This window comes from Microbacterium aurum, assembly GCF_016907815.1.
GTDB lineage: Bacteria > Actinomycetota > Actinomycetes > Actinomycetales > Microbacteriaceae > Microbacterium > Microbacterium aurum.
On sequence record NZ_JAFBCQ010000001.1, the window covers coordinates 1,662,576 to 1,686,449 of the forward strand.

The 23,874-nt window shown below is 63.9% G+C and carries 22 protein-coding genes; 12 read left to right on the forward strand and 10 right to left on the reverse strand.

What is annotated here, in order from left to right:
- The first annotated feature begins 13 nt into the window (after window positions 1-13).
- The 4 genes from nrdI (at window position 14) to JOD60_RS08375 (ending at window position 5,040) form a co-directional block, all read left to right on the forward strand.
- The gene (gene nrdI, locus JOD60_RS08360) at window positions 14-445 is read left to right on the forward strand and encodes a class Ib ribonucleoside-diphosphate reductase assembly flavoprotein NrdI (protein ID WP_076690204.1); all 432 of its coding nucleotides are present in this window, start codon (window positions 14-16) and stop codon (window positions 443-445) included.
- Complete coding sequence (gene nrdE, locus JOD60_RS08365) at window positions 427-2,583, forward strand: class 1b ribonucleoside-diphosphate reductase subunit alpha (RefSeq protein WP_076690205.1); 2,157 nt, start codon at window positions 427-429, stop codon at window positions 2,581-2,583. The genes nrdI and nrdE overlap by 19 nt, the downstream gene beginning before the upstream one ends.
- 36 nt (window positions 2,584-2,619) lie before the next feature.
- Entirely contained in the window at window positions 2,620-3,600 is a 981-nt protein-coding gene (nrdF, locus tag JOD60_RS08370) for a class 1b ribonucleoside-diphosphate reductase subunit beta (protein WP_076690206.1), read from the forward strand.
- A gap of 513 nt (window positions 3,601-4,113) precedes the next feature.
- Window positions 4,114-5,040 (forward strand): hypothetical protein, encoded by a 927-nt coding sequence (locus tag JOD60_RS08375; protein ID WP_076690208.1) that lies wholly within the window; start codon window positions 4,114-4,116, stop codon window positions 5,038-5,040.
- A 720-nt stretch (window positions 5,041-5,760) separates the two neighbouring features.
- Here JOD60_RS08375 and JOD60_RS08380 read toward each other — a convergent pair.
- Window positions 5,761-6,207 carry a hypothetical protein gene (locus JOD60_RS08380; RefSeq protein WP_076690209.1) on the reverse strand — a complete coding sequence of 149 codons (447 nt, stop codon included), beginning with the start codon at window positions 6,205-6,207 and terminating at the stop codon, window positions 5,761-5,763.
- Window positions 6,208-6,296: 89 nt separating this feature from the next.
- Here JOD60_RS08380 and JOD60_RS08385 point away from each other — a divergent pair, with 89 nt between their 5' ends.
- The gene (locus tag JOD60_RS08385) at window positions 6,297-6,854 is read left to right on the forward strand and encodes a hypothetical protein (protein ID WP_157127906.1); all 558 of its coding nucleotides are present in this window, start codon (window positions 6,297-6,299) and stop codon (window positions 6,852-6,854) included.
- Between the two features lie 19 nt (window positions 6,855-6,873).
- On the opposite strand, the gene JOD60_RS08390 is transcribed toward JOD60_RS08385, so the two are convergent.
- Genes JOD60_RS08390 through JOD60_RS08415 form a run of 6 tightly spaced genes read right to left on the reverse strand, consistent with a single transcriptional unit; the run spans window position 6,874 to window position 12,447 of the window.
- A complete protein-coding gene (locus JOD60_RS08390) occupies window positions 6,874-7,653 on the reverse strand; it encodes an enoyl-CoA hydratase/isomerase family protein (RefSeq protein ID WP_076690211.1) in 780 nt (259 codons plus the stop codon).
- Window position 7,654: 1 nt separating this feature from the next.
- Window positions 7,655-9,427: a sugar phosphate isomerase/epimerase and 4-hydroxyphenylpyruvate domain-containing protein gene (locus JOD60_RS08395; RefSeq protein WP_076690212.1), complete on the reverse strand. Its 1,773-nt coding sequence runs from the start codon at window positions 9,425-9,427 to the stop codon at window positions 7,655-7,657.
- Window positions 9,424-10,308 (reverse strand): shikimate dehydrogenase, encoded by an 885-nt coding sequence (locus JOD60_RS08400; protein ID WP_076690213.1) that lies wholly within the window; start codon window positions 10,306-10,308, stop codon window positions 9,424-9,426. The genes JOD60_RS08395 and JOD60_RS08400 overlap by 4 nt, the downstream gene beginning before the upstream one ends.
- Window positions 10,272-11,030, reverse strand: a complete 759-nt coding sequence (locus JOD60_RS08405; RefSeq protein ID WP_076690214.1) for an SDR family NAD(P)-dependent oxidoreductase — start codon at window positions 11,028-11,030, stop codon at window positions 10,272-10,274. The genes JOD60_RS08400 and JOD60_RS08405 overlap by 37 nt, the downstream gene beginning before the upstream one ends.
- Window positions 11,021-11,665, reverse strand: coding sequence for an HAD-IA family hydrolase (locus JOD60_RS08410; RefSeq protein ID WP_076690215.1), 645 nt, complete (start codon window positions 11,663-11,665; stop codon window positions 11,021-11,023). Before JOD60_RS08410 ends, JOD60_RS08405 begins: the two co-directional genes overlap by 10 nt.
- Window positions 11,662-12,447: a sugar phosphate isomerase/epimerase family protein gene (locus JOD60_RS08415; protein ID WP_076690216.1), complete on the reverse strand. Its 786-nt coding sequence runs from the start codon at window positions 12,445-12,447 to the stop codon at window positions 11,662-11,664. The genes JOD60_RS08410 and JOD60_RS08415 overlap by 4 nt, the downstream gene beginning before the upstream one ends.
- A gap of 109 nt (window positions 12,448-12,556) precedes the next feature.
- On the opposite strand from JOD60_RS08415, the gene JOD60_RS08420 reads away from it, so the two are divergent.
- Together JOD60_RS08420 and JOD60_RS08425 are read left to right on the forward strand one after the other, a co-directional pair.
- Entirely contained in the window at window positions 12,557-14,137 is a 1,581-nt protein-coding gene (locus tag JOD60_RS08420; protein ID WP_076690217.1) for an acyl CoA:acetate/3-ketoacid CoA transferase, read from the forward strand.
- Complete coding sequence (locus JOD60_RS08425) at window positions 14,134-14,898, forward strand: enoyl-CoA hydratase/isomerase family protein (protein ID WP_076690218.1); 765 nt, start codon at window positions 14,134-14,136, stop codon at window positions 14,896-14,898. Before JOD60_RS08420 ends, JOD60_RS08425 begins: the two co-directional genes overlap by 4 nt.
- A 48-nt stretch (window positions 14,899-14,946) precedes the next feature.
- On the opposite strand, the gene JOD60_RS08430 is transcribed toward JOD60_RS08425, so the two are convergent.
- Entirely contained in the window at window positions 14,947-15,990 is a 1,044-nt protein-coding gene (locus tag JOD60_RS08430) for a Gfo/Idh/MocA family protein (protein ID WP_076690219.1), read from the reverse strand.
- 95 nt (window positions 15,991-16,085) lie between these two features.
- Between JOD60_RS08430 and JOD60_RS08435 the strand changes: the two genes are divergently transcribed.
- Both JOD60_RS08435 and JOD60_RS08440 read left to right on the forward strand, forming a co-directional pair.
- On the forward strand, window positions 16,086-16,970 hold the full coding sequence (locus JOD60_RS08435) for a sugar phosphate isomerase/epimerase family protein (RefSeq protein WP_076690220.1): 885 nt from the start codon (window positions 16,086-16,088) through the stop codon (window positions 16,968-16,970).
- On the forward strand, window positions 16,967-18,667 hold the full coding sequence (locus JOD60_RS08440) for an FAD-dependent oxidoreductase (RefSeq protein ID WP_076690221.1): 1,701 nt from the start codon (window positions 16,967-16,969) through the stop codon (window positions 18,665-18,667). Before JOD60_RS08435 ends, JOD60_RS08440 begins: the two co-directional genes overlap by 4 nt.
- A 117-nt stretch (window positions 18,668-18,784) precedes the next feature.
- On the opposite strand, the gene JOD60_RS08445 is transcribed toward JOD60_RS08440, so the two are convergent.
- Window positions 18,785-19,426 carry an NUDIX hydrolase N-terminal domain-containing protein gene (locus JOD60_RS08445; RefSeq protein ID WP_076690222.1) on the reverse strand — a complete coding sequence of 214 codons (642 nt, stop codon included), beginning with the start codon at window positions 19,424-19,426 and terminating at the stop codon, window positions 18,785-18,787.
- Window positions 19,427-19,562: 136 nt separating this feature from the next.
- Window positions 19,563-20,363, reverse strand: a complete 801-nt coding sequence (locus JOD60_RS08450; protein WP_076690223.1) for an IclR family transcriptional regulator — start codon at window positions 20,361-20,363, stop codon at window positions 19,563-19,565.
- Between the two features lie 143 nt (window positions 20,364-20,506).
- Here JOD60_RS08450 and JOD60_RS08455 point away from each other — a divergent pair, with 143 nt between their 5' ends.
- Genes JOD60_RS08455 through JOD60_RS08465 form a run of 3 tightly spaced genes read left to right on the forward strand, consistent with a single transcriptional unit; the run spans window position 20,507 to window position 23,575 of the window.
- Entirely contained in the window at window positions 20,507-22,000 is a 1,494-nt protein-coding gene (locus tag JOD60_RS08455; RefSeq protein ID WP_076690224.1) for an aldehyde dehydrogenase family protein, read from the forward strand.
- The gene (locus tag JOD60_RS08460) at window positions 21,990-22,760 is read left to right on the forward strand and encodes an SDR family NAD(P)-dependent oxidoreductase (RefSeq protein ID WP_076690225.1); all 771 of its coding nucleotides are present in this window, start codon (window positions 21,990-21,992) and stop codon (window positions 22,758-22,760) included. The genes JOD60_RS08455 and JOD60_RS08460 overlap by 11 nt, the downstream gene beginning before the upstream one ends.
- 26 nt (window positions 22,761-22,786) lie before the next feature.
- A complete protein-coding gene (locus JOD60_RS08465; protein ID WP_076690226.1) occupies window positions 22,787-23,575 on the forward strand; it encodes an SDR family NAD(P)-dependent oxidoreductase in 789 nt (262 codons plus the stop codon).
- Window positions 23,576-23,874: the final 299 nt, after the last annotated feature.

Here is a 23,874-nt window from a genome sequence, read left to right on the forward strand (position 1 = left end):
GATCGGAGACAGGATGATCACGGCGACGCAGGCCCCGCTGCTCGTCTACTTCTCGAGCGTGTCGGGCAACACCGCACGATTCATCGAGAAGCTGGGGATGCCGGCCAAGCGCATCCCGTTGCTGCCCACCGACCCCGGGATCGAGGTGGACGAGCCGTTCGTGCTCGTCACCCCGACCTACGGGGGCGGCCAGGGGCGCGGCACGGAGAAGGGCGCTGTCCCCAAACAGGTGATCCGCTTCCTCAACGATGAGAAGCACCGTCACCTGATCCGCGGAGTCATCTCCGCGGGCAACACCAACTTCGGCGAGCACTACTGTCTCGCCGGCGACATCATCAGCCGCAAGTGCACCGTGCCGCACTTGTACCGGCTCGAACTGTTCGGCACGCCAGAAGACGTCGCCCGCGTGAGCGACGGATTGGAACGATGGTGGAAACTGCAGTGACCCAGGCGGAATTCAAGACCGACGCGCGATTCGAGGGTCTGGACTACCACGCCCTGAACGCCATGCTGAACCTGTACGGCGCGGACGGGAAGATCCAGTTCGACGCCGACAAGCGCGCCGCGCGGGAGTACTTCCTGCAGCACGTGAACCAGAACACCGTGTTCTTCCACTCGCTCAAGGAGCGCCTGGACTACCTCGTCGAGAAGGAGTACTACGAGGGCGCGGTGCTGGAGAAGTACCCGTTCGAGTTCATCCAGCGCCTCAACGACCGGGCGTACGCGGCGAAGTTCCGCTTCGAGACGTTCCTCGGGGCGTTCAAGTACTACACCAGCTACACGCTGAAGACCTTCGACGGCAAGCGCTACCTCGAGCGCTTCGAGGACCGCGTCGTGATGACGGCCCTCGCCCTCGCCGACGGCGATCAGCGACTGGCCACGCAGCTGGTCGACGAGATCATCTCCGGGCGCTTCCAGCCCGCGACCCCGACGTTCCTCAACGCCGGCAAGGCGCAGCGCGGCGAGCTCGTCAGCTGCTTCCTGCTGCGCATCGAGGACAACATGGAGTCGATTGCCCGCGGCATCAACTCCGCGCTGCAGCTGTCCAAGCGCGGCGGCGGTGTCGCGCTGCTGCTGTCGAACATCCGCGAGGCGGGCGCGCCGATCAAGCAGATCGAGAACCAGTCCAGCGGCATCATCCCCGTCATGAAGCTGCTCGAAGACAGCTTCAGCTACGCCAACCAGCTGGGCGCCCGGCAGGGTGCCGGCGCGGTGTACCTGTCGGCGCACCACCCCGACATCCTGCGGTTCCTCGACACCAAGCGCGAGAACGCCGACGAGAAGATCCGCATCAAGACGCTGTCGCTCGGTGTCGTCATCCCCGACATCACCTTCGAGCTGGCGCGCAACGACGAGGACATGTACCTGTTCTCGCCGTACGACGTCGAGAAGGTCTACGGGGTGCCGTTCGGCGACATCTCGGTGACCGAGAAGTACCGCGAGATGGTCGACGACGCGCGCATCAAGAAGACGAAGATCAACGCGCGCGAGTTCTTCCAGACCCTCGCCGAGATCCAGTTCGAGTCGGGCTACCCGTACATCATGTTCGAGGACACGGTGAACAAGGCCAACCCGATCAAGGGCCGGATCAACATGTCGAACCTGTGCAGTGAGATCCTGCAGGTGAACACCCCGACGACGTTCAACGAGGACCTCTCGTACGACCAGATCGGCAAGGACATCTCCTGCAACCTGGGCTCGATGAACATCGCCCTGGCCATGGACGGCCGCGACCTCGCCGGCACGGTGGAGACCAGCATCCGGGCGCTGACGGCGGTCAGCGACCAGAGTCACATCCGCTCGGTGCGCTCCATCGAGGACGGCAACGACCGCTCGCACGCGATTGGACTCGGGCAGATGAACCTGCACGGCTACCTCGCCCGCGAGCACGTGTACTACGGCTCGGAAGAGGGCGTGGACTTCACGAACATCTACTTCTACACGGTGCTCTTCCACGCGCTGCGCGCCTCCAACAAGATCGCGATCGAGCGCGGCACCGCTTTCGACGGGTTCGCCGACTCGACGTACGCGTCGGGGGAGTTCTTCGACAAGTACACGGATGCCGCGTGGGAGCCGCAGACCGACAAGGTCAAGGAGCTGTTCGCCGGCATCCACATCCCGACGCAGGACGACTGGCGCGAGCTGAAGGCCTCGATCCAGGAGCACGGCATCTACAACCAGAACCTGCAGGCCGTGCCGCCGACCGGGTCGATCTCGTACATCAACAACTCGACGAGCTCGATCCACCCGATCGCGTCGAAGATCGAGATCCGCAAGGAAGGCAAGATCGGTCGCGTCTACTACCCGGCGCCGTTCATGACGAACGAGAACCTGGAGTACTACCAGGACGCGTACGAGATCGGCTACGAGAAGGTCATCGACACGTATGCCGCCGCCACCCAGCACGTCGACCAGGGCCTGTCGCTGACGCTGTTCTTCAAGGACACCGCCACCACCCGCGACATCAACAAGGCGCAGATCTACGCGTGGCGCAAGGGCATCAAGACGATCTACTACATCCGCCTGCGGCAGATGGCGCTCGAGGGCACCGACATGACCGAGTGCGTTTCGTGCATGCTGTGATGCTCCGACCTGGTCTTTTTTGAGAAGGAATACACGATGACCCCTCCCGAGCCGCTCAAGCTCATCGACCACGTCCAGGCGATCAACTGGAACCGCATCCAGGACGACAAGGACCTCGAGGTGTGGAACCGCCTCGTGAACAACTTCTGGCTGCCCGAGAAGGTGCCGCTGTCCAACGACATCCAGTCGTGGGCGACGCTCACTCCTGAGGAGCAGACCACCACGATGCGGGTGTTCACCGGGCTGACGCTCCTGGACACGATCCAGGGGACAGTCGGCGCCGTCTCGCTCATCCCCGACGCGATCACTCCTCACGAGGAGGCCGTCTACACGAACATCGCGTTCATGGAGTCGGTGCACGCGAAGAGCTACTCGTCGATCTTCTCGACGCTGTGCTCGACGCCCGAGATCGACGACGCGTTCCGCTGGTCGGTGGAGAACGAGAACCTTCAGAAGAAGGCGCGCATCGTCATGGACTACTACCGCGGTGACGAGCCCCTCAAGCGCAAGGTGGCCTCGACGCTGCTGGAGTCGTTCCTGTTCTACTCGGGCTTCTACCTGCCGCTGTACTGGTCGAGCAAGGCCAAGCTGACGAACACGGCCGACATCATCCGCCTCATCATCCGCGACGAGGCCGTGCACGGGTACTACATCGGTTACAAGTTCCAGAAGGGGCTCGAGAAGCTCAGCCAGGCCGAGCGCGACGAGCTGAAGGACTACACGTTCTCGCTGCTGTATGAGCTCTACGACAACGAGGTGCAGTACACGCAGGACCTCTACGACGGCATCGGCCTGACCGAGGACGTCAAGAAGTTCCTGCACTACAACGCGAACAAGGCGCTGATGAACCTCGGCTACGAGCCGATGTTCCCCGCGCAGGTGACCAACGTGAACCCGGCGATCCTGTCGGCGCTCTCGCCGAACGCCGACGAGAATCACGACTTCTTCAGCGGGTCGGGCAGCTCGTACGTCATCGGCAAGGCGGTTGCCACCGAGGACGACGACTGGGACTTCTGACCTCCCGTGTGCGGCGTCATAGAAGGTGGCATTTGCGTCCACTGATGTTGGCGCTACTCACAGGACTCGGCGCAGATTCGGTAGTTGGCGCATGAAAACACTGGGGAGTCGGAAATCCGACCTCTCAGAACGCTCGGTCGGGGGCTAAGAGGACGGAGGTGGCGCGATGGGCAACCAACATCGTGAGACACCCGCGTCGCTGACTCCGGGGTGGCCCGAAGCGAGTTCTCCCGATTCGGCAGCAGAGACCGCCCGTGTGTTCGCGAACGCGCTGCGGGACGCGATAGGAAACCGAAGCGTGCGCTCCGTCGCATCGTCGGCGGGACTCGATGAGGCCACCGTGCGTCGAGTGCTGACCGGCGACGCTTGGCCGGACCTGCGGACGGTCGCACGGCTTGAGGACGCGTTGTTACGTCCGCTGTACCCGCGTTGGGGGGATGCCTAGCGCGGGAGATGTCCGAGGCCGCGGGCACGATGTGTACAGGCACCGAACGAGTTTCCTGGGGAGGAACCATGGCAAAGAGTCTGAGCGAGTTGCTCGAAGAGATCCGTGATGACATCGACGAGGAACTGAAGTCGACGCCCGACGTGGTCGAGAAGTCGGCTGACACATTCGATGTCGACAAACTCCCGATAAACAAAAGGGAATGGCACAAGCTCGACGACGTCGTTGCGGTGGCAGTGGATCTCAAGGGCTCATCGAAGATGAGTACCGGCAAGCACGCAGCTTCGACCGCAAGCATCTACGAGGCCTCGACGGACAACGCCGTGCGCGTCCTTCATCACTTCGGCGCGGACTTCATTCAGATTCAAGGCGATGGAGCGTTCGGCCTGTTCTGGGGCGAGCGGCGATACGAGCGCGCCATGTGTGCGGCCATCACGGTCAAGACATTCAGCGAGCACCTGACCGCAAAGATCGAGGCGAAATGGCCCTATGCGCCGGCCACCGGGTACAAGGTTGGCGTAGCCAGCGGGCGTGTACTCGCCAAGCGCATCGGTACCCCTCGGAACCCGGCCGAGCAAGAGCCGATCTGGTCGGGCAAGCCCGTCAACTATGCGGTGAAGGCCGCACAGGCTGCCGAAGCCGGCGAGCTCATCGTCACAGGCGATGTGTGGGTGGAGATCGAGAACAACGACTACTTCGTTGCGTCGTGCGGTCACGCCGGTGATGACGTCGGCGAAGTCGCCGAACTCTGGGAGAACGTGACCATCGAGCATGTGCCCGATGACGCGCAGGAGGGTCGAGTTCTACGAAGCGTCTGGTGCTCCTACTGCGGTGACGAGTTCTGTGATGCAGTTCTCGCGGGTAAGACTACGAGACACGACGCCACGGCCGTCTCTGAGAATGCACGCACGTCTGCCCTACGATCCGGCCTCGCAAAGGTGCGTGCGAAGCGGCGGAAGCGCTATGAGGACCGGGTACGCGGGCTGGCGCGCTAGTGTCGGGACTCGAAGCGCCTGCTATCTGCTCACTAAGCTGAGATGCGTTCGGCTAGCTGAGAAATCGACCGCGATGTTGAGACCAAGCGTGGCGACAGCCGGTGACTATGGCCGCGGAACCACGCCCTGTCCTGCCGAGCAGGTCGCGGAGGGATCTTCCCACGCGGTCCTGACGCCACACGACGACGGTGTCACCAGCGGCAGGAGGTCGAGCATGTGGGCGTTCTCCTGGCGGTCGGAGGTAGCCGAGACGGTCTCCACGAAGATTCAGGAGCAACCTGCATCACGCATCGCATCGAGCTGCAGTTGCGTGTTTCGGTAGCTGGCCGAAGCCTGCGCGTAGCCGATTACCTCGCCCGACGGGGGACTGTACCGATAGTCGTCGCACCTGTCACCTGTCGGGACGTTGATTGTGGGACTGAGTATTGACACACGCGGCTAGCGGACATGAAAACCTATCCGCGTCGCGCCGCGGTTGTCCCGCTAACGGTCGTTTTCGCGACACAGCAGTGGACGCGAGTTATCGAGACGGTCAGTTCCTCAGTTGGCGGATGCAACAGGACCGGGAACGGCGTCCGGCGCGGTGGCTTGTCAACGGGTACTCCGCCGTCGGCGAGTACCTGTAGCCGTGCAACGTGATCTAGGGGCGCGCATAGGTTATGGATTCGTAGGAGATGTCGAAAGTCGTGGTCACGCATCGTCTATGCGTGACGGCCGTGTCTACGCGGTGGCGCCGAGCAGGATGACGGTGAGCGCGACGCTCTGGCCGTCGACGAAGTCGAAGCGGAGATAGTGGTCGCCGACGAGGTAGAGGTCCATGTCGGGGTCCTCGTGGCGTGTGGCGCCGTAGTGCGCGCGGATGTCGGCTCGGCTCGCGGGGAGGGTGAGCCCTGGCACCAGCGCGCCCAGCGCGGGATAGGCGGCATCCTCGTCGTCGGCGACCAGGCGGATGAGGGCCGCGACGAGCACCTGCTCGCGGAACTGCAGCGTGACGCCTGAGCGTTCAGACACCTGGTACTGCCAGGCGGCACCGTCGCGTTCTTCCTCGAAGGACTCCGACGGCGGGCCGGCGAGGGCCATCACGGTCAGGTGCTCGGGCGAGTACATCGTCTGGCCGACAGCGTCCAGGAACGCAGCGAGCTCGTTCGGGGCATCCGGCGAAGTCATGATTCCACTATGCGTGGTGGATGGCCCGGTCGCCGGCGTCCGGCCCCCCACCTCTGTACGCCGGGGGCGCTGACCCCTACTGTCAGGCCATGGACTTCGCAGCGGCCGCGTCGATTCTTGTCGCCATCGGCGCCCTGTGTGCCGCCGCGTGGAGCGTGTTCCAGATCTACCAGCGCTCAAACGCGGGGAGCAGGTACGACCGGTGGCGGAATATCCGTGAGTCCCTAGCGAAGAACTCGACGGCGTACACCGTCGCACGCGACGAGGAGGAGAAGGCCCTAATCTCTCTGGTGGCGACGAGGGAGAGGATGCCCGCGATAGCTCAAGAGGTGTTTTGGGCCATCACCATCGTGGTGGTAGGGCCGCTCAGCATCCTGCTGGCCGGTCAGTACATCACGTCGCCGGAGGGCGAAGAGGTACTCGCGTGGAGTGATCTGACATGGTGGCGGCCGACACTGCTCTTCATCGGGCTGCTTGCTCCTTTGATGGCGCTCTTTGCTTTGATGTTCGGCCTCTACGTCGAGATCTACCACTTCGGCAGGGCGTTCATCGCTGGCGAAGTGGAGGCGCGGACTCGTCTCGGGTTGAACGGCGGTGCCCACTTGAAGTACCGCAGCACGGAGTCGAAGAAACCTCCCGCGCCATGACATGAGGGCGGTCGAAGCTCTAGGAGAAGACTGGCGCCCTCTTCTCAATGAACGCGCTGACCCCTTCGATTCCGTCAGCGCTGAAGATCGATACTTCGCAGTGTTCCTCAAGCGCATCGCGCACCGCGACGAGTCCTTCACGTATCAGTGAACGGTTGGCGTAGCGCTTGCTCTTGGCGACCGCGTCCCGGCCCTTCGTCATCAGCCCGGCTACCACTAGGCCGACCTCTTGCCGCAGGCCGTGGTCGGGAACGACGCGCGTATTTAGTCCAGATTGGAAGGCTCTCTGGGCGGTGTAAGGCTCGGTGGTGAGGGACAGCTCTAGCGCGGCTCGCCGGACGCCCAGACTTTGCGTCGACCCGACGAATACCGTCGCCCACAGCCCGAGTCGGGCTTCTGGGAGTTGAAAGGTCGCAGAGTCGACGGCGATGACGATGTCGCAGAACTGAAGGAGTTCGACACCACTTCCGAGGGCCGCGCCGTGGACCTCTGCGATGATCGGCAAGGGGCTGCGCGCCATTGCTTCCAAAGTGGGCACCGTGGTGTCCTGGAAGTATCGTTTCGCGTCGGAGGGCGTAGGGAACACTTCTGCCTCCTTGATGTCGTTCCCCGCACAGAACACTGGACCATCAGAACGGATAACCACGACGCGCGAGTTCGTGTCCGCCTCCGCCCTGCGGAGTTCGTCCAAGATGCTCGACCACGACTCCGCATTGAGGGCATTGCGTCTTGACGGCCGGTTGAGGCCCAACGTCACTCGACCACCATCGCGGGTGACTACGACCGCTTTATCTGTCATCTCATCTTCTCCTTGTGTCAGCACTCGTCCAAGTTGACTGCTGGGCGGCCCGGCGAACCGGGGCGTTGCTCGCGCCGTAGCCGCTGTATCCGCCATCCCTTTGCAGAAGTTCGAGGAACAGGTCCCCGTACGCGCGTGTGTACAACTGCCAATACCGGCCGCCCGAGGAGTCTTCGTCGTAGAGGACGTTGGATCGTCGGAGTCGCTCGAGTTCTACATCGGTCAACTCGAACCGAGCGGCAAGGTCGTCATAGTAGTTGTCAGGAATCCGGAGCATTCCGACACCGCGCTCCGCCATCGCCTCCGCAGCGTGAAAGATGTCTGTCACACGGAGCCCCAGATGCGTGGGCGGGACATGGTTGTTCTCGGGTCGAAGGCCGGACGGATCCACCGTCAGGACGAGCCGCACAGACCCATCGTCGTTCTCTAGGGCCTGGCTCAGAATGAGACCTCGGGGGTCTGCGATGTCCACCGGTACGAGCGGTCGGAGCCCGGCAACGGCACGGTAGAACAGCACTCCTTCATCGAATCGGTCCCACGGTTGAGCTAGCGAGATGTGGTCGATTGCCACCACGCCGATAGGCGCAAGAGTGCCCGGCGTTTTCGGTTGACCGCCGGCCGTCGACGATGAAACGAATCGAATTCGTGTGCGATCCGGGGCTATGACTTCGGTCACAGGACCGTCTGTTCGCGTGGGGCCAAGTTGATCCTCAGCGGACGCGATGGCGGCCGCGACGTCGGGGACGCGTAGTGCCATGCCCCCTACCATGGGCAGTTCTCGGTCTGCGCTCGCCTCAGTCACCACTACTTGCGCGTCCGCTTGCAACCACACGCTTTCGTGCTCGTGGGAGAGCGCGGAGCGTGTGAACCCTGTCAGCGCGAGCAGCGATTCCACCATGGCCGGGTGCGCTGAGGTAAGCGAGACGGCGTCCACCGATTTCGCTGCGGTGGCTTGGTGCTGTGTGCTGCTTGTCAGTCGTTCGAGATAGCGGAGCGAGCGGAGGCCGTCTACCGCGGTCGTTCGTGTATCCGACTGCCGGAAGACGTCGTTGAACACTTCGAGCGATAGCGGGCCACTGTATCCGACCGTCTGCACGGCCCGTACGAAACCTGCCAAGTCGAACACCCCTTGGCCTGGGAAAAGTCGATGGTGTCGACTGCGCGTGAGAGGGTCCAGAGACAGTCCTCGAGCGTCTGCGATCTGGCAGAAGAAGAGTCTGTCGGCGGGGAGGGTGTCGATTTCAGACAGGTCGTCGCCGATGGACAGGATGTGGAAGCTATCGAGGCAGGTGCCGACCGCTGAGTGGTCAGCTGCTGCCGCCAAGCGCCACGCGTGGTCGTACGTCGCGACGTACTTGCCCCACGCCAATGCCTCGTAGGCAACCCAGAGCCCCGACGCGGCAGCGATGCCACCAAGCTGGTGGAGTTGGTCGGCGATGAGCGCGTCATCCTGCTCCGTTGCTGTCCCCACGTTGGAGCACAGCAGTACTCCGGGCGCACCGAGTTCGGCGGCCAGATCCACCTTGCGGGCAAATCTGCGGGCGTTCGCGGCGAACGCGGATGGCTGGACCCCTTCGACGTCACGGATGGGCTGGAACAGCTCGACCGTGAGACCGAACGAGCGAACAAGCTCGCCGATGGCGCGAGGTGAGAGTCGGCTCGAGATCACATCCATGTCCATGATCTCGATACCGTCGAACCCCGCGTGCGCGCAGGCCTCGATCTTCTCCTCGAGCGTGCCGGCAAGGCAGACGGTGGCGATTGAGGATCTCATCGTCGTTCTGCAATCAGGCTCTGGAAGTCAGCCCACATGGCACTAATGTCGGGCTGGACGTGGTGGAAGAGTTGGAACGAACACGCGGCCTGGTGTACCAGCATGCGACCGCCGTTTACGGTGGTTGCGCCGCGAACACGCGCGTCCCGGAGCAGAGCGGTCTCAGCCGGCGCGTACAGGACGTCGGCCACCCACATCCCCTCTCGGAGGTGCTCAGGGGGGAGGGGCGTGCCCGGGTGAGCGGCAGCACCCATGGTGCTCGCGTTGATGACACCCGTTGCGGCTTTCATCGCCTCGGCGACCTGGTCACGGTCTCCGGAGCGAATCTGCATAGCGGGAAAAGCCCGGGACATACGCTCGGCCAAGCGGGCCGCTTTGGAGAGGTCGAGATCGATGATCCACAGTTGCTCGACGTCGCGTTCGAGGGTGGCGAACGCGGCCGCGGCACCCGCGCCGCCCGCCCCGAACTGAACTACTCGTCCGCCCGCGATATCGCCGATGCCGTCGTCAAGCTCCGCGCCGAAGCCGTCGACGTCGGTGTTGAACCCCTGCGTCCCGTTCGGGCCGTACACGATGGTGTTGACGGCTCCAACGGCCTCTGCCACGGGGTCGAGGTCGTCAACCGAGTGGAAGGCGACTTCTTTGAACGGCTGGGTGACGTTCGCCCCGACCAGGCGCATGTCGGCAGCGTACTGGAGCATGTCGACGCCGGTCAGGTTCTCCACCTCCGCGTCGAGCAGCACGTATGACACATCGATGTTCGCCCGCTTCGCGGCCCGTTCGTGCAGCGCCGGGCTCAACGAATAGCTGATTCCGCCGCCCAGAAGCGCTGTCCGTCGCACACTCACTCCATCACCAACCCGCCGTCGACGCTCAAACATTGGCCCGTGATTTCAGACGCGCGGTCGCTCGATAGAAACACCACCGCCTGCGCGATGGCCTCGGCGGACTGCGGGCGCGCGAGCGGGATTGGGGCGAGGTATTCAGCCCGGATAGCCTCCTCATCGACCCGCCGCAGGTCGGCCAACGCCGCATAGTGCTGCAACATCAAGTCAGTTTCGACAACGGCCGGGCACACCGCGTTCACCCGGATGCGCGGAGCGAGTTCACGGGCAAGACTCTTCGTCAACCCGAGCTGGCCCGCCTTCGATGTCGCGTAGGCGAGGATGTGCGACTCCCCACGCTTCCCGGCCTGGCTGGCGACGTTCACAATCGAACCTCCCTCATTGAGCAGGCCGGCGAATGCTCGGCACATGAGGAAGGTCCCCGTGAGGTTGACGCTGAGCACACGCGTCCAGTCTTCGAGCGTCGTCTCAGCGAGCGCGGCACGAGCCGACACGGACGCGTTGTTGACCAGAACATCCACGCTGCCGTACTGGTGCTCGACAGCTGCCGCCAGCGCGGTCACCTCGTCCTCAGCACTGATGTCGCACCGATGGAACGTCATGTTCGCGGGACGAGTCGTGGGTTCGCTGGTCCCGACGGTGACCACTTGCATGCCCTCCGCGACGAGTGCTTCGGCAATGGCCAACCCAATGCCACGAGTTCCCCCGGTCACCACCGCCACGGGGGCGGAGCTTCCGCCGGTCTTGTTCACAGCCATGTGATGACCACCTTTCGTCGGAGCATCTGCGCTTCGAGATTGAGAAAGTCCGGTATCCGGAGAAGGCCTGCAGTCGAGTCGCTGGCGTAGTCCCCGACGACCACCGTGCGCGCCCCGCTGGCTATACCTGCGAGCAGTCCCGCTTCAGCGTCCTCGAACACAACCGACTCTGACGCGGCCGCGCTCAGCTGACGAAGAGCCGCCCGATAGCCCTCCGGTGAAGGCTTGCCTTGAGCTACGTCGTCAGCGGTGATGAGGACGTCGGGTACGGCGATGCCGGTCGCAACCAGACGCTGGACGGCGATCTGTCGACTGGCGGACGTGACGACCGCGAGCCGGTCGCGCCCAATGCTGCCGATGAAGTCCGCTGCACCCGGAACCTCTCGGACGGCGTCGGACCCGGCGATCTCTTCGTCCGTGATGCGGGTCATCTCGATAGCGAAGTGCGCATCATCGTCTGAGAACCGACGGACGGTCGCTGATGTCGGTCGCCCATGGGCGAACTCGATTACCTCCGCGAAATCCAGACCGTTCCGGCTGGCGAAGGCTCGCCAGATCGACTCGACTAGCTCCGTGGAGTCGACGAGAGTGCCATCCATGTCGAAGAGCAGAGCGTCCGCGTGGATCGACGTCATCGGAACAGCGCCTCGGTTGCCTCACGAACATCCCGCGCATGCTGCAGATCGCCAACCCGCGCGCGATTGGATGCCGACGGGACTTCTGTCGCCCACAGTAGATGGGCGGGAAGCGCGTTCCTGAGCTCTTGCAACGGCAAGCCCCCCATGCCGGGCGCAAGCCGAGCTGAACGGCCCTCCGAGCGCAACTCCAGCGGAATGTCGCTCGGGGCGATAGCTGGGGCATCGCTCCACTGCACGTATGACCAGATGGATGGGTCGAGGGCGCGGACGTCGTCGACCGTGTCGCCGGCACGGTGGAGGTGAAGGGTGTCCAGCTGGACGCGTATTCCCGCTTCTCCCGCGATCTTGCTCGCAACGGACAGCCTGCTCACAGTCTTCCAGGCCATCGGCTCAAGCGCGGGGGTCAGCCCGAGCGGCCGACAGATGTCCGCAAGAGTGTGAAGTGAGGCGGTCAATCGGGCCAGATCTGGATCGTCCGCAACAACGTTGACGAACTGCGCCCCGAGTGCTGCCCCCGACTCGAGGAGGGGCTCCCACTTCGTCACATCCGTGGCCGCCTTTACCGCGAACACTTCGATGTCGAGGACCGCAAGTCCGGTGTCCTCCAACCGGGAGGCCACCTCCCGATGACGCGGACGTCCCACCCTGAGGTCGGGGACGGTCTCGTCAGGATCTGCCCCATGCAGCCGGAGGCCGAGCGCGCCGTATCCGGCCTCCGCCGCCAGCAAGATGAACTCCTCAGGCGGCATGCCGACGAACGTGAGGTACTCGATTCCCATCGCTCTAGGAGCCAAACGATTCTCCAAAAACAAACTTCTTTCTAGTCCGGAATGCAGTTCCAATAATGCTAGTGTGGTCGACGCCTGTCCAGCATTCAAGGGAGATGCAATGACTCTCGTTCAACCGACACCGTCCGGATCCGTGGGCGTCGGCCCTCGCCGTCTGACTCCGCAAGAGGCCGTCGCGGAGATAACAGACGGTGCGACGGTCGCCATCGCAGGGTCCGGTGGGGGCGTGCTCGAGCCTGACGCGCTCATCATGGCGCTCGGCGAGCGATATCGAGCCGAGGGCCATCCGCGCGATCTCACCATCGTTCACAGCATGGGCCTGGGTGACAAGATTTCCCGCGGTATGAGCTACCTGGCGCAGCCCGGTCTCATCAAGCGCATCATCGGCGGCCACATGGGAAACAGCACCCACATCGGCGAGATGATCCGCGAGAACCAACTGGAGGCGTACAACGTCCCTCTCGGCGTTCTCAGCCAGTTGTTCCGCGACACGGCTGCCGGCCGGCCGGGACTCCTCACCAAGACCGGCCTCGGCACTTTCGTCGATCCCCGCCTGGGTGGACCCGGGCTGAACGAAATCTCCACGGCGGAGCTCGTCGAGGTGACGGAGATCGACGGGGAGGAGTATCTCTTCTATCGGTCGATTCCGCTGGACTTCGCATTCGTCCGAGGCAGCTACGCGGACGAGGCGGGCAACATCGCCTACGACAACGAGCCGTCCTACCTGGACACGTTGGAGACGTGCATGGCGGTGCGCCGCGGTCGAGGCGAGGGCACGGGGCGCGCGTACCTGCAGGTCAAATCGATCCTGGACGAGCGCTTTCACCCGCGTAGGGCACGCATTCCGGCCATGCTCGTTGACGCACTCGTGGAGTACCCGGAGCAATGGCAAACGTATGTCTCCGAGCAGAACGATGTGCTCGCCGGCAACGAGCGTCTGCCAGAGGAAGCGTTCGCACCCATGCCTTTCTCCTGGCGGAAGGTGATTGCGCGACGGGCAGCCGCTGAGGTGCGCCCAGGTGACGTCGTCAACCTCGGAGTCGGTGTCCCCGACGGGGTTGCGTCGGTCCTGCAGGAGCGGAAGATGCTCGACCAGATCACAATGACCAATGAACACGGCGTCGTTGGTGGAGTGACCTCGCTTGGCATGACGTTCGGCGCCTCGATGAACTTCGACTCGTTGCTCACGATGCCCAACATCATCGACCTCTATCAGGGTGGGCTGCTCGACATCGCCTTCCTCGGGTTCGCGCAGGCGGACCAAGAGGGCAACGTCAACGTCTCCCTCTACAACGGCGAGATCATGGGTGCTGGTGGGTTCATCGACATCACTCAGAACGCTCGTCGTGTCGTCTTCTGTGGCTCGTTCACAGCGGGTGGGCTTCGGCCTTCATTCACCGACGGCCAGATCTCCATCGACCAGGAGGGCCGCACCGCGAAGTTTGTCGACCATGTCGAGCAGATCACCTTCTCAGGCACTCAGGCCAGAGCGCGCGGACAGGAAGTTCACATCGTGACGGAGAGGGCTGTCTTCGCTCTCGGAGACAACGGTCTCGAACTCGTGGAGCTTGCGCCCGGAGTCGACTTCGAGCGAGATGTTGCCGCGCACTGTGGCTTCCCCGTGACCGCCCATGACACTCGCCTCATGCCAGCCACCTACTTCGAAAGCGATGACAAATGAAAATCGAAACCCGCGGACCTGTCCGGCACTTCATCCTCGACCGCCCCGACAGCCTCAATGCGTTGAACACCGCACAGTGGACGGCGCTGCTCACCGAACTGCGCGTGGCGGAAGATGACCCCGGTGTCCGAGCCATCTTGCTCTCCGCGGAAGGTCGAGCCTTCTGCGCGGGCAACGACATCAAGGAGACCAGCCGCTTCGCGGGGAAGGGGGACGCGCGCGCGTACTTCCTCGATCTGATGGTCCCAGCGCTGGCCGCGCTCGCTTCCAGCCGCCTGCCCATTGTGGCGGCGGCCCACGGGATGGCGCTCGGCGCGGGGCTGGAGCTTCTGCAGTTCTGTGACGTTGTCATCGCGGGGGAGTCCTGCCGGTTCCAGCTGCCGGAGACCAAGATCGGACTGTGGGCCACCGTCTACCTCGGCTCCGCAAGCCACGGCGGTGGACGCCGGATGTCCCAGTACCTCACGCTGACCTCCGAGCCCATCGACGCGCGCACTGCTCACGAGGCCGGACTCGTAACGACAGTGGTCCCGGACGACCAGCTGCTCGAGAGGGCGCTCGAGGTTGCGACATCCATCGCAGGCAACGCACCGGAGGCGGTGGCAGCGAGCAAGGCGTTCGCCAATCGCACCCTCATCAACGAGTGCATTCCCGTCGTGCGCGACGCGCTGACATCCCTCATCGACCACACCCTCTTCGAGCCCGAGGGTCGGGAGGGCATCACGTCGTTCATTGAGAAGCGACGGCCGCAGTTCGCCTGAAACAACACATCGGCCCTCCCCGCCACGGCGGGGAGGGCCGATGTTCGTCTAGGCGGGTGTGGCAGCGACCTGGACCGTGAGTCCGGTTGCTGCCGACTCCTGAACGGCGTCCATGAGCCGCATTGTCCGGGCGACATCGGAGATGAGCACAGCGGGCGGAACCTCACCGCGCGCGACCTGTGCGAAGTGGGCAAGCTGCCGCGTATAGGAGTCGCCGCGAGACACGGCGACATACTCGGCCGACAACGAATGGTTCCAGTCTTCGACTCCAGGATGGCGGTGCACTTCCAGAGTCGGGAATGTCAGCGACCCATGCGTCCCCGCAGCGAAGTAGCACGCGGCACCAGGTCTGAAGGGGAAGGCGTCTTCATCCTCGGTTGCCTGATCCCATGTCCAGGGAGACACCGCGGCATCCGAGCAGATGTAGGTACCCAGCGCGCCGGACTCTGTCTCGAAGGTCACAGTCGCGGTATCGGGAACCGCCAGACCGCGAGTCCGCGACGAATACTGCGCGCTGACCGAGCGGAACTCGCCGAAGAGTGTGCGGAACAGATCGAGATCATGCACTGCATTGATGAGGACCACGCCTGAGCCCGGCGCGCGTCGCCAGTCAGGGGCGAAGTAGGAGTCGGCCTTTCGAGCCGTCCACATTCCATTGATGGTCAGCACGTCTCCGATGGCACCGTCGGTCAGGAGCTTCTTCGCAACCGCCACAGATGGATGATGACGACGGTGGTGCCCGACCAAGACCGGAGCACCCACATTCTCAATCGCGAGGAGCGGCGCCATCGCCGGCGACGAGGTCGAGAGTGGTTTTTCCACCAGGGCGGCGATTCCGCGCTCGTGTGCATCGATGGTCGTCCGCACATGGGCATCGTTTGGATTCGCGATAATCACGGCATCCAGCCCCGCGTCCATCATCGCCTCATGGGTCTTAAAAGCTGGCACTCCCACCGCGTCGGCCAGCTCACGCGAGTAGGGATCAGCGACTCCGACAAGAGCGAAGTCAGTCGAACGCGAAAGCGTCTCAGCGTGGCGACGGCCCATGAAGCCGCCCCCAACGATACCGACGCGAAGCAAAGAATGTGTCATGATTGGAATAGTATTCCAGTTGTGATCGACGTACCAAAGATCTGACTAAGCTGACGAACCTTCGCTGCCGCAGGTTTCGAGGAGAGCGAGCGAACATGAACGTGAACGAGCACGACGCGCGCCCACAGTCGCCGTCCGGCACTACGGGCTCGAACCGTGAGATGGGCATCGCATATCTCACGCTCGCCCCACTACCCGCACCGGAAGCGGTCACCGTCGCATCGGAGGCCGGCGCTGACTTCCTCGGCGTGCGCGTGAAGCCCTTCAACGCGAACGATCCGAGCCTCGACATGGAACCGCGCTCGCGAACTCTCCGCGAAACGGCAACCCGACTCGGTGACACTGGCCTGCACGTCCTCGACATAGAGTTCGTCCTCCTTGATGAGACAATCCGACGAGACGACTGGCTGCCCGCGCTGGAGTCGGGCGCCTTTCTCGGAGCGTCCCTGCTGTCGGTCGCCATATCGGACTCAGATCGCAGCCGCGCTCTCGACAATCTCGCTGCTCTCACAGCCGATGCCGCCGCACATGGCATCCGGCCTGCGCTCGAGCCAATCAGCTACCAGCGCCTCAGCACTTTGTCGGAGGCGCTTTCCGCGGCACGCGCGACAGGTTCGGCTGTTCTCGTCGATCCCCTTCATCTCACGCGCGCCCACACGCCGTTCGACACCGTCGCCGACGTCGAGGCGGACCTGTTCCCCGTCCTGCAACTCTGCGACGCCCCGGCCGACGCTCCGGGGGACGGGGGCATCCTTGCGCTCTCCACGGAGTCGCGCTCGAACCGCTTGCCCGTCGGAGCCGGCGAACTGCCGCTCGCGAAGTTCGTACGGTTCGCGCCGCCAAGCATCCCGGTGAGCGTGGAGGTGCCCAACACCGCGCTCCGCGAGCGGATGTCGGACGTGGACTTCGTTGCGGTGAATCTGCGCGCTGCCCGCGATCTGCTTGCCACGCTCGCGTCGGCGACAGGCGAGCAATCATGACCGGCAACTTTGATTTCCCGGAGTCCGTTGACTTCCTCGTCATCGGTGCTGGGGCAGCCGGCCTCGCGTCCGCCCTGGTGGCCGCAGACAACGGCCTTCGAGCCGTGGTGTTGGAGAAGACGGAGTATCTGGGCGGGACAACTGCGTACAGTGCGGGGACGTGCTGGATGCCGGGCCATTCGCTGTTTGGGGATGACGCGGACGGGGATCGTGGGGCGGGCGAGAAGTACCTCGACGCACTCGTCGGTGACAAGGCGCCCAAGGAACTTCGTCAGCAGTACCTGGCCGTCGGTCCGACGATGCTGGAACGTCTTTCCCGTCTGGGGGTAACGTTCCGGCACTCCCGCACTGTTGTGGACTACCACCCGGAACTGCCCGGCGCGGGCGTGGGGAGAGCACTCGAGCCCGAACCGTTCGATGGGCGCACTCTGGGGCGGGACCGGTTCAGCCACATCCGTCCGCCAGTTCCAGAATTCGCGCTCTTCGGCGGCAGCCTGATGGTGCGCCGAGCCGAGGTCAACGATCTCATGGGCATTTTCCACGCCTCGCCAAAGGCGGTGCTGCTCGCCCTTCGCCTGGGCTGGCGATGGTTATTCGACATCCTGAGGTACCCCCGCGGGACTCGGCTGACGATGGGGAATGCTCTGGTCGGCACTCTCTACTACCAGCTCCTCAAACGTGGTGGTGAGGTGCGACTGAACGCAAACGTCAAGCGACTCCTCATAGAAGACGGCCGAGTGAGCGGTGCGGTTGTTGAATCCGACGGACGGGAACAGACCATCAATGTCACGCGCGGCGTAGTGCTCGCAGGTGGGGGATTCGCTGCTGGAAGGCAGTGGCGGGAACGGCTGCTGCCGAAACCCACCCCCCAGTACACGCGTGCGGCAGTCGGGGCGTCGGGCGAAACGCTCGCTCTCGGCGTGGAGGCGGGCGGGGTGATTGGCGACCACGGCGACAACGCCTTCTGGTTCCCGTCGTCAGTCGGGACTCGTCGCGACGGATCGCTGGCGGTCTTTCCCCACATCTGGGACAGGGCGAAACCAGGCATTATCGCGGTGGCCAAGTCGGGGCGCCGCTTCGTCGATGAGTCCGTGTCGTACCACCGCTTCACCCGGGCGATGTATGACGCGCAGCGCGCCGGCGACGAAGCGGTTCCCGCGTGGCTGGTCCTCGACCAGCAGACGCTGCGCCGGTACGGGCTGGGTCTTATCCGCCCCATGGTTCCCGCCGCGGTGCGACGTCGCTATGTACGGCAGGGATACATCATCGAGGCGTCGAGCATTGCGGAGCTCGCCGAACGCATCGGGGTGGATCCTGCAGGACTTGAAGCCACGGTCCGCGAGAGCAATGTGGCGGCGGCCGACGGCCTCGACAAAGACTTCGGAAAAGGCTCGAGCTCGTTCGGGCTACAGTACGGCGACCCTCAGCATCGTCCAAGCCCCAACCTGGGCCCGATATCTCGTCCCCCGTACTATGCGCTCGCTGTGGTCCCAACCCCGTTGAGTACCGCCGCCGGGCTGAAAACGGATAAGGACGCGCGGGTCGTCGATGCCACCGGACAGCCGATTCCTGGTCTCTACGCGTGCGGCAACGATGCAGACTCGGTGATGGCAGCCGAATATCCGGGTGCAGGATGCCAGGTCGGCGCCGGGCTGACGTTCGGCTTCTTGGCTGCCCAACACGCCACGCGCAAGTAGTTTCGAGTCCGGCCCCGTAGCGGGTCGGGATGTCGCGCCCATCTCGGGCCGGTGTCGACGTGGAGTCGTGAAGGTGGGGCCGAGGTCGTCACGAAGAGCGCCACGGGGGTGCTCAAACTAGTCGAGGAACGCGGGTGCCGGCTGTGACCAGTGCCGATGAAGAAGTGCGATCTGCTCGGGCAGGACCCGAGCGGTCGAGAGGGGCGGAAGGTCGTCCAGCGAGAACCATCCAATCCCGCTTGTCTCGTTGCTCTCGAAATCCGCAGAGACGGGTTGCAGGAGTTCGCAGACGAACAGCAGCTTGTAAATGTGCCGGTCGTAGGCGGGAGTGTGCGGCCAGCGTTCGCGGTCCACTACAGCTGCCAGATGCACTGCCCGTACGTGGGCGCCCGCCTCTTCCAGCACCTCTCGCTCGATAGCCTCCCTCGGTGTCTCCAAAACATCAGCCCACCCGCCTGGCAGCGTCCAGAGCCCGTGGTCCGCGGATTCGCGTACGAGGAGGACGTTGCCTTCCTCGTCGAAGATGCCCGCGCGCACATCGACCTTCGGCGTCGCGTAACCGGCTGCCAAAGCAATCTCGTAGTCAAATGCCGGCAGGGGCCTAGAGCAGACCGCTGCCATGAGCTCGTGCGCAAGCTTGCCGACATCGACATAGCGACCACGGTCGAATGGATCGTCGGCGAACCCTAGGCCGGTCTCCGCGATTGCGGCAAGTTTGATTGCGATGCGTCGCAACGCGTCGCCGGGGTTCTCGTCCATTTGATGCGGCCTCTCCCCTCGGGGGGCGTCTCATCCGCGACTGCGTGGGCAGCGGTCCCCGAAGTCGAATCTCGAATGCGTCGGCGTCACCACGCCGCCCACATTCGCCGGAATCTCAGGACCCGGTGAGCCCCACTCAGGCGCCGTCCATGACGCGGCCGTCGAGCGCGCCAGCGGTCTGTTCCAGGAGCGTCGTGAGCTCTTGTGCAGCCTCTCGCAGAGGCACGCTCAGTTCACGAAGGCGAGCTTCGTCGAGCCGAGCCGTCGGCCCCGCGACACTCAACACTCCGGCGACCGAGTCGCCATCGAACACTGGCGCCGCCACGGACCCGATCCCGCGGGTATACATGTCTATCGCGATGGCATACCCCTGTTTGCGAGTGGTCTCCATGATTTCGCGGAGCTCGTCAATCGTCTGGGGAGCGTTCGGAGCGAAGTCTTCTCGCGAACCGATGCCCTGCTGCAGGATGCGGGTCAGTGCCTCCTGCTCAGGAATGAAGCTCATCCAGCCCAAACCTGTGGCCGAGCAGCTCAAGGTCACCGCGACGCCAGACTCGGGGTCGTAGCGAAGTCCGGAGCGCATGCCCTGGGCCTTCACCGCCCATACCATTGTGTTGTTGTCGGTGTCCACCATGGCGAGTCTTACCAGCTCTTGCGAGCGCTCGGCCAAGGAATCGAGGATCGGCTTCGACACACTCACCAGGTCGTTCGCGGCCAGGTGGCGCAGACCCAGTGCGGCGATCTTGAGCCCGAGGGCGTAGTTCCCCATCTCGCCCTTCTGATGGACGAACCCCGCGTCGATGAGTTCGGCCAGGAGGCGATGAGCCGCGCTGCGGGGTATTACGAGCGTGTCGGCAATCTGATGCAGAGGGAGCCCGGCCTCTTTGCCAGCGAGCAACTCCACGATGGAAAGCCCGCGTTCGAATGCACTGGCCACACTCAACCTCCCTCTTCTCGCCTCGACGGCGAGAGAATCTGCCGTAACGATAACACCGAACAAGATTGGAATACCGTTCCAGAAGTGCTATGTTGACCGAGGTCACGAGGAGTGAGGACCAGCCAATGAGGGAGAGGACCGCCGTGAGCACAACATCAGAGGTTCGCAGTTACACGCATCTCATCGACGGGCGTTGGACGCCTGACGCCGGTGACTTCACGGAACGGCACAATCCCGCCAATGGTAAACTTGCGGGCCGCTACGCTTCCGCGACCATCGACGACGCGGAAGCTGCAGTAGCCGGAGCGCGGGAAGCGTTCGATGACGGACGGTGGTCGAACATGGCTCCCATTGAGCGGGGCCGCATCCTCCTGCGCTGGGCGGAACTGATTCGCGCCAACAAGGAACGGCTCGCGCAGATCGAAGCAGCTGAGGTCGGAAAGCCGATTCGCATCGCCCGCGGTGACATTCAGGGCGCCATCGACCTCACCGAGTACGCCGGGACGTTGGCGTTCGAGATCCGGGGCGAGGCATACGACCGGGTGCACGGCGTGGACCTCGGCGTTGTCCTTCAAGAGCCGGTTGGCGTGGTTGCCGCCATCGTGCCGTGGAACTTCCCGGCCATCATCTACTCGCAGAAGGTCCCCTTCGCCCTCGCTGCTGGCTGCACCGTCGTCGTCAAGCCGGCCGAGCTCACCTCTGGAACAGCGCTGGAGATGTCCGCACTGGCACTCGAAGCCGGGGTGCCGGCAAACGTGGTGAATGTGATCACGGGCAAAGGGTCGGTCATCGGCCAGTACCTTGCCGCGCACAAGGACATCGACTTTCTCTCCTTCACAGGGTCAACAGAGGTCTCGCACCAGATTGCTGCCACGGCGAGCAAGACCCACAAGCACCTGTCGTTCGAGCTGGGAGGAAAGGGCGCGACCATCGTTTTCGACGATGCGAACCTCGACGACGCCGTAGACGGGGTACTGTTCGGCGTCTACTACAACCAGGGAGAGACCTGCATTGCAGGCACCCGGTTGCTGGTGCAGGACACCATCGCGGATGAGTTTGTTGAGCGCCTCGCCCGCCGCGCAGAGAGCCTCCGTGTCGGGGACATCTTCGACGAGCGAACCGACATCGGCGCGATGATCAGCGAGTCCCACATGGAAACCGTGCTGTCGTACATCGCATCGGGGACCGAGAGCGGCGCGACGCTCGTTACCGGGGGTGAGCGTGTCGTGGTGGAGAGCGCAGAGGACGGCCTGTTCGTTGCGCCGACGATCCTCGACCACGTCGGCCCCGACCTGAAGGTCTTCCAGGAGGAGATCTTCGGTCCGGTTCTCGTGACTGCGCGCTTCTCAACGGACGCCGAGGCCATCGAGTTGGCCAACAACTCCGTGTACGGCCTCGCCAACGGGGTCTGGACGAAGAACATCGACCGTGCCATCCAGATGGGCCGCGCCCTGCGCAGCGGAACCGTGTGGATCAACACGGCCAACGATGGTTCCCCACAGTTGCCGTTCGGCGGCTACAAGGAGTCGGGCAACGCTCGCGAGAAGGGAAGGCGTGGACTCGAGGAGTACCTCGTGTCGAAGACCTTCCATGTTCACGTCGGTCCGCGCACGCCGTTCTACACGAATGAGAGCTGAGACGGTGACGGACGTTCGTCCTCTGCAGGATCGCGTCGTTCTGGTCACCGGCGGGGGGAGAGGCATCGGAGCTGCTATTGCTCTGGCCGCAGCCGACGCTGGGGCCAGGGTTGCAATCGCCGCTCGACACGAGCCGGTGGAGACCCGCGCACGGATCGAAGCGAACGGCGGCGAAGCGTTCTCGGTCGCCGGCGACGTTGCTGATGAAGAAGACGCCGAGCGAATGGTCGAACAGACCGCAGCGCACTTCGGCACCGTGGATGTGCTCGTCAACAACGCGGCCCTTCTGGAAACCTCCCCGATCCTGGACACCGACATCGCCAGTTTCGACCGAGTCATGAACGCGAACGTTCGCGGCGTCTTCCTCATGATCCGTGCTGCCGGGCGGCGGATGGTGGATCAGCGCTACGGCGTCATCATCAACATCGGCTCGGACCTCGCTGTGCGTGGACGCGCAGACTATGCCGCGTACGCAGCGAGCAAGGGCGCGGTGCTGCAGCTGACTCGGACCGCAGCCATCGAGCTCGGGACGCACGGGGTGCGGGTCGTGATGCTGTCCCCGGCCGTGACGAACACAGAGCTTGCCCGTCCCGCGCTCGAAGACCCGCAAACGCGTGCCGAGCTTCTGTCCAAAGGGACGCTGCAACGCATCAACGAGCCTGAAGACGTCGCGGCAGCTGCCGTGTTTCTCGCATCGTCCGCGGCCCGAACCGTGACCGGATGCAATTGGCCCATCGACGCGGGCGTACTCGCGCGATAAATCTCACTGAAGAGAGGAAGAAGTACATGAGCAAGACACATGCAGAAGGACGCGTCGCCGTCATCACCGGCGGGGGCCGGGGCGCGGGGCGGGCCATCGCACAGCGGCTGGCCGAGGACGGGTTCGATGTCGTGATTGGTGACGTCCGCACCGAGTCCGCGGACCAGGCCGCGCAGGAGATCGCGGCGTCGACCGGAGTGCGGGCGGCAGGTTTCTCCGTCGATGTTGCCTCGGCAGCATCCGTTGCGGAGTTCGTCGACAGCGTCGTCGAACGGTTCGGAACCATCGACGTTCTCATCAACAACGCGGGTGTCATCTCCATCCTCCCGCTTGAGCAGATCGACGAAGCCGAATGGGACCGCGTTCTCGACATCAACCTCAAGGGCCCGTACCTGCTCACTCGCGCCGCGCTGCCGCACCTCACATCCTCGGGATGGGGGCGCATCGTGAACATCGCGTCGGATGTGGGCAAGCGTGGTGAAGCCAACATCGCGCACTACTGCGCGTCCAAGTTCGGCGTCGTGGGACTGACCCAGGCGACGGGCGTTGAGCTCGCCCGCACGGGCGTCACGGTCAACGCCATCTGCCCGGCCATCATGAACACGGACATGATGAAGCAGATCGCGAAGGAAGGCGCCGCGCTGGACGGTGCTGATGTCAGCGACACGTTCAGCCACCTCCCCGACGTCGTACCCATGGGCCGCGCTACCGAGCCGACGGACATCGCGAATGTCGTGAGCTTCCTGTGCTCCGACGACGCCTCATTCCTCACCGGGCAGTCTCTCAACGTCACCGGCGGCCGCTGGATGACCTGACGCCCCGAAGGGGTGCTGCGGGCGGAGGCCTGCAGCACCCCTTTTGCGGACTAATTCTTGACTGGAATGTCATTCCAAGTTAGCCTGAACCTAGTTCGAAATCAGAACACCATTCCAGCAACGAGGAAGTTGCCCGCGGAGCGGGACGCCTTCCGAAGCCCGGACGCCGCCCACCGGCGAAGGAAAAAGGATCCCCATGAGATCACCCGCTCAGGCGACGAAGACCGAGACCGTCGCCACCGCAAACTACGCGGCGCGACAGGCGCCGGCAGGCCGCCCCACCGCAGGCAGCCTCAAGA

Bases quoted from the DNA above. Each gene is read 5' to 3' on its own strand.
- JOD60_RS08420 (WP_076690217.1), top strand. From the start codon at position 12,557: ATGACTCTCGTTCAACCGACACCGTCCGGATCCGTGGGCGTCGGCCCT.
- JOD60_RS08460 (WP_076690225.1), top strand. From the start codon at position 21,990: ATGAGAGCTGAGACGGTGACGGACGTTCGTCCTCTGCAGGATCGCGTC.
- JOD60_RS08440 (WP_076690221.1), top strand. From the start codon at position 16,967: ATGACCGGCAACTTTGATTTCCCGGAGTCCGTTGACTTCCTCGTCATC.
- JOD60_RS08425 (WP_076690218.1), top strand. From the start codon at position 14,134: ATGAAAATCGAAACCCGCGGACCTGTCCGGCACTTCATCCTCGACCGC.
- JOD60_RS08410 (WP_076690215.1), bottom strand. From the start codon at position 11,665: ATGACGTCGATCCACGCGGACGCTCTGCTCTTCGACATGGATGGCACT.
- JOD60_RS08375 (WP_076690208.1), top strand. From the start codon at position 4,114: ATGGCAAAGAGTCTGAGCGAGTTGCTCGAAGAGATCCGTGATGACATC.
- JOD60_RS08445 (WP_076690222.1), bottom strand. From the start codon at position 19,426: ATGGACGAGAACCCCGGCGACGCGTTGCGACGCATCGCAATCAAACTT.
- JOD60_RS08390 (WP_076690211.1), bottom strand. From the start codon at position 7,653: ATGACAGATAAAGCGGTCGTAGTCACCCGCGATGGTGGTCGAGTGACG.
- nrdI (WP_076690204.1), top strand. From the start codon at position 14: ATGATCACGGCGACGCAGGCCCCGCTGCTCGTCTACTTCTCGAGCGTG.
- nrdF (WP_076690206.1), top strand. From the start codon at position 2,620: ATGACCCCTCCCGAGCCGCTCAAGCTCATCGACCACGTCCAGGCGATC.
- JOD60_RS08405 (WP_076690214.1), bottom strand. From the start codon at position 11,030: ATGGCTGTGAACAAGACCGGCGGAAGCTCCGCCCCCGTGGCGGTGGTG.
- JOD60_RS08430 (WP_076690219.1), bottom strand. From the start codon at position 15,990: ATGACACATTCTTTGCTTCGCGTCGGTATCGTTGGGGGCGGCTTCATG.
- JOD60_RS08415 (WP_076690216.1), bottom strand. From the start codon at position 12,447: ATGGGAATCGAGTACCTCACGTTCGTCGGCATGCCGCCTGAGGAGTTC.
- JOD60_RS08435 (WP_076690220.1), top strand. From the start codon at position 16,086: ATGAACGTGAACGAGCACGACGCGCGCCCACAGTCGCCGTCCGGCACT.
- JOD60_RS08380 (WP_076690209.1), bottom strand. From the start codon at position 6,207: ATGACTTCGCCGGATGCCCCGAACGAGCTCGCTGCGTTCCTGGACGCT.
- JOD60_RS08400 (WP_076690213.1), bottom strand. From the start codon at position 10,308: ATGTTTGAGCGTCGACGGCGGGTTGGTGATGGAGTGAGTGTGCGACGG.
- nrdE (WP_076690205.1), top strand. From the start codon at position 427: ATGGTGGAAACTGCAGTGACCCAGGCGGAATTCAAGACCGACGCGCGA.
- JOD60_RS08465 (WP_076690226.1), top strand. From the start codon at position 22,787: ATGAGCAAGACACATGCAGAAGGACGCGTCGCCGTCATCACCGGCGGG.
- JOD60_RS08395 (WP_076690212.1), bottom strand. From the start codon at position 9,427: ATGAGATCCTCAATCGCCACCGTCTGCCTTGCCGGCACGCTCGAGGAG.
- JOD60_RS08385 (WP_157127906.1), top strand. From the start codon at position 6,297: ATGGACTTCGCAGCGGCCGCGTCGATTCTTGTCGCCATCGGCGCCCTG.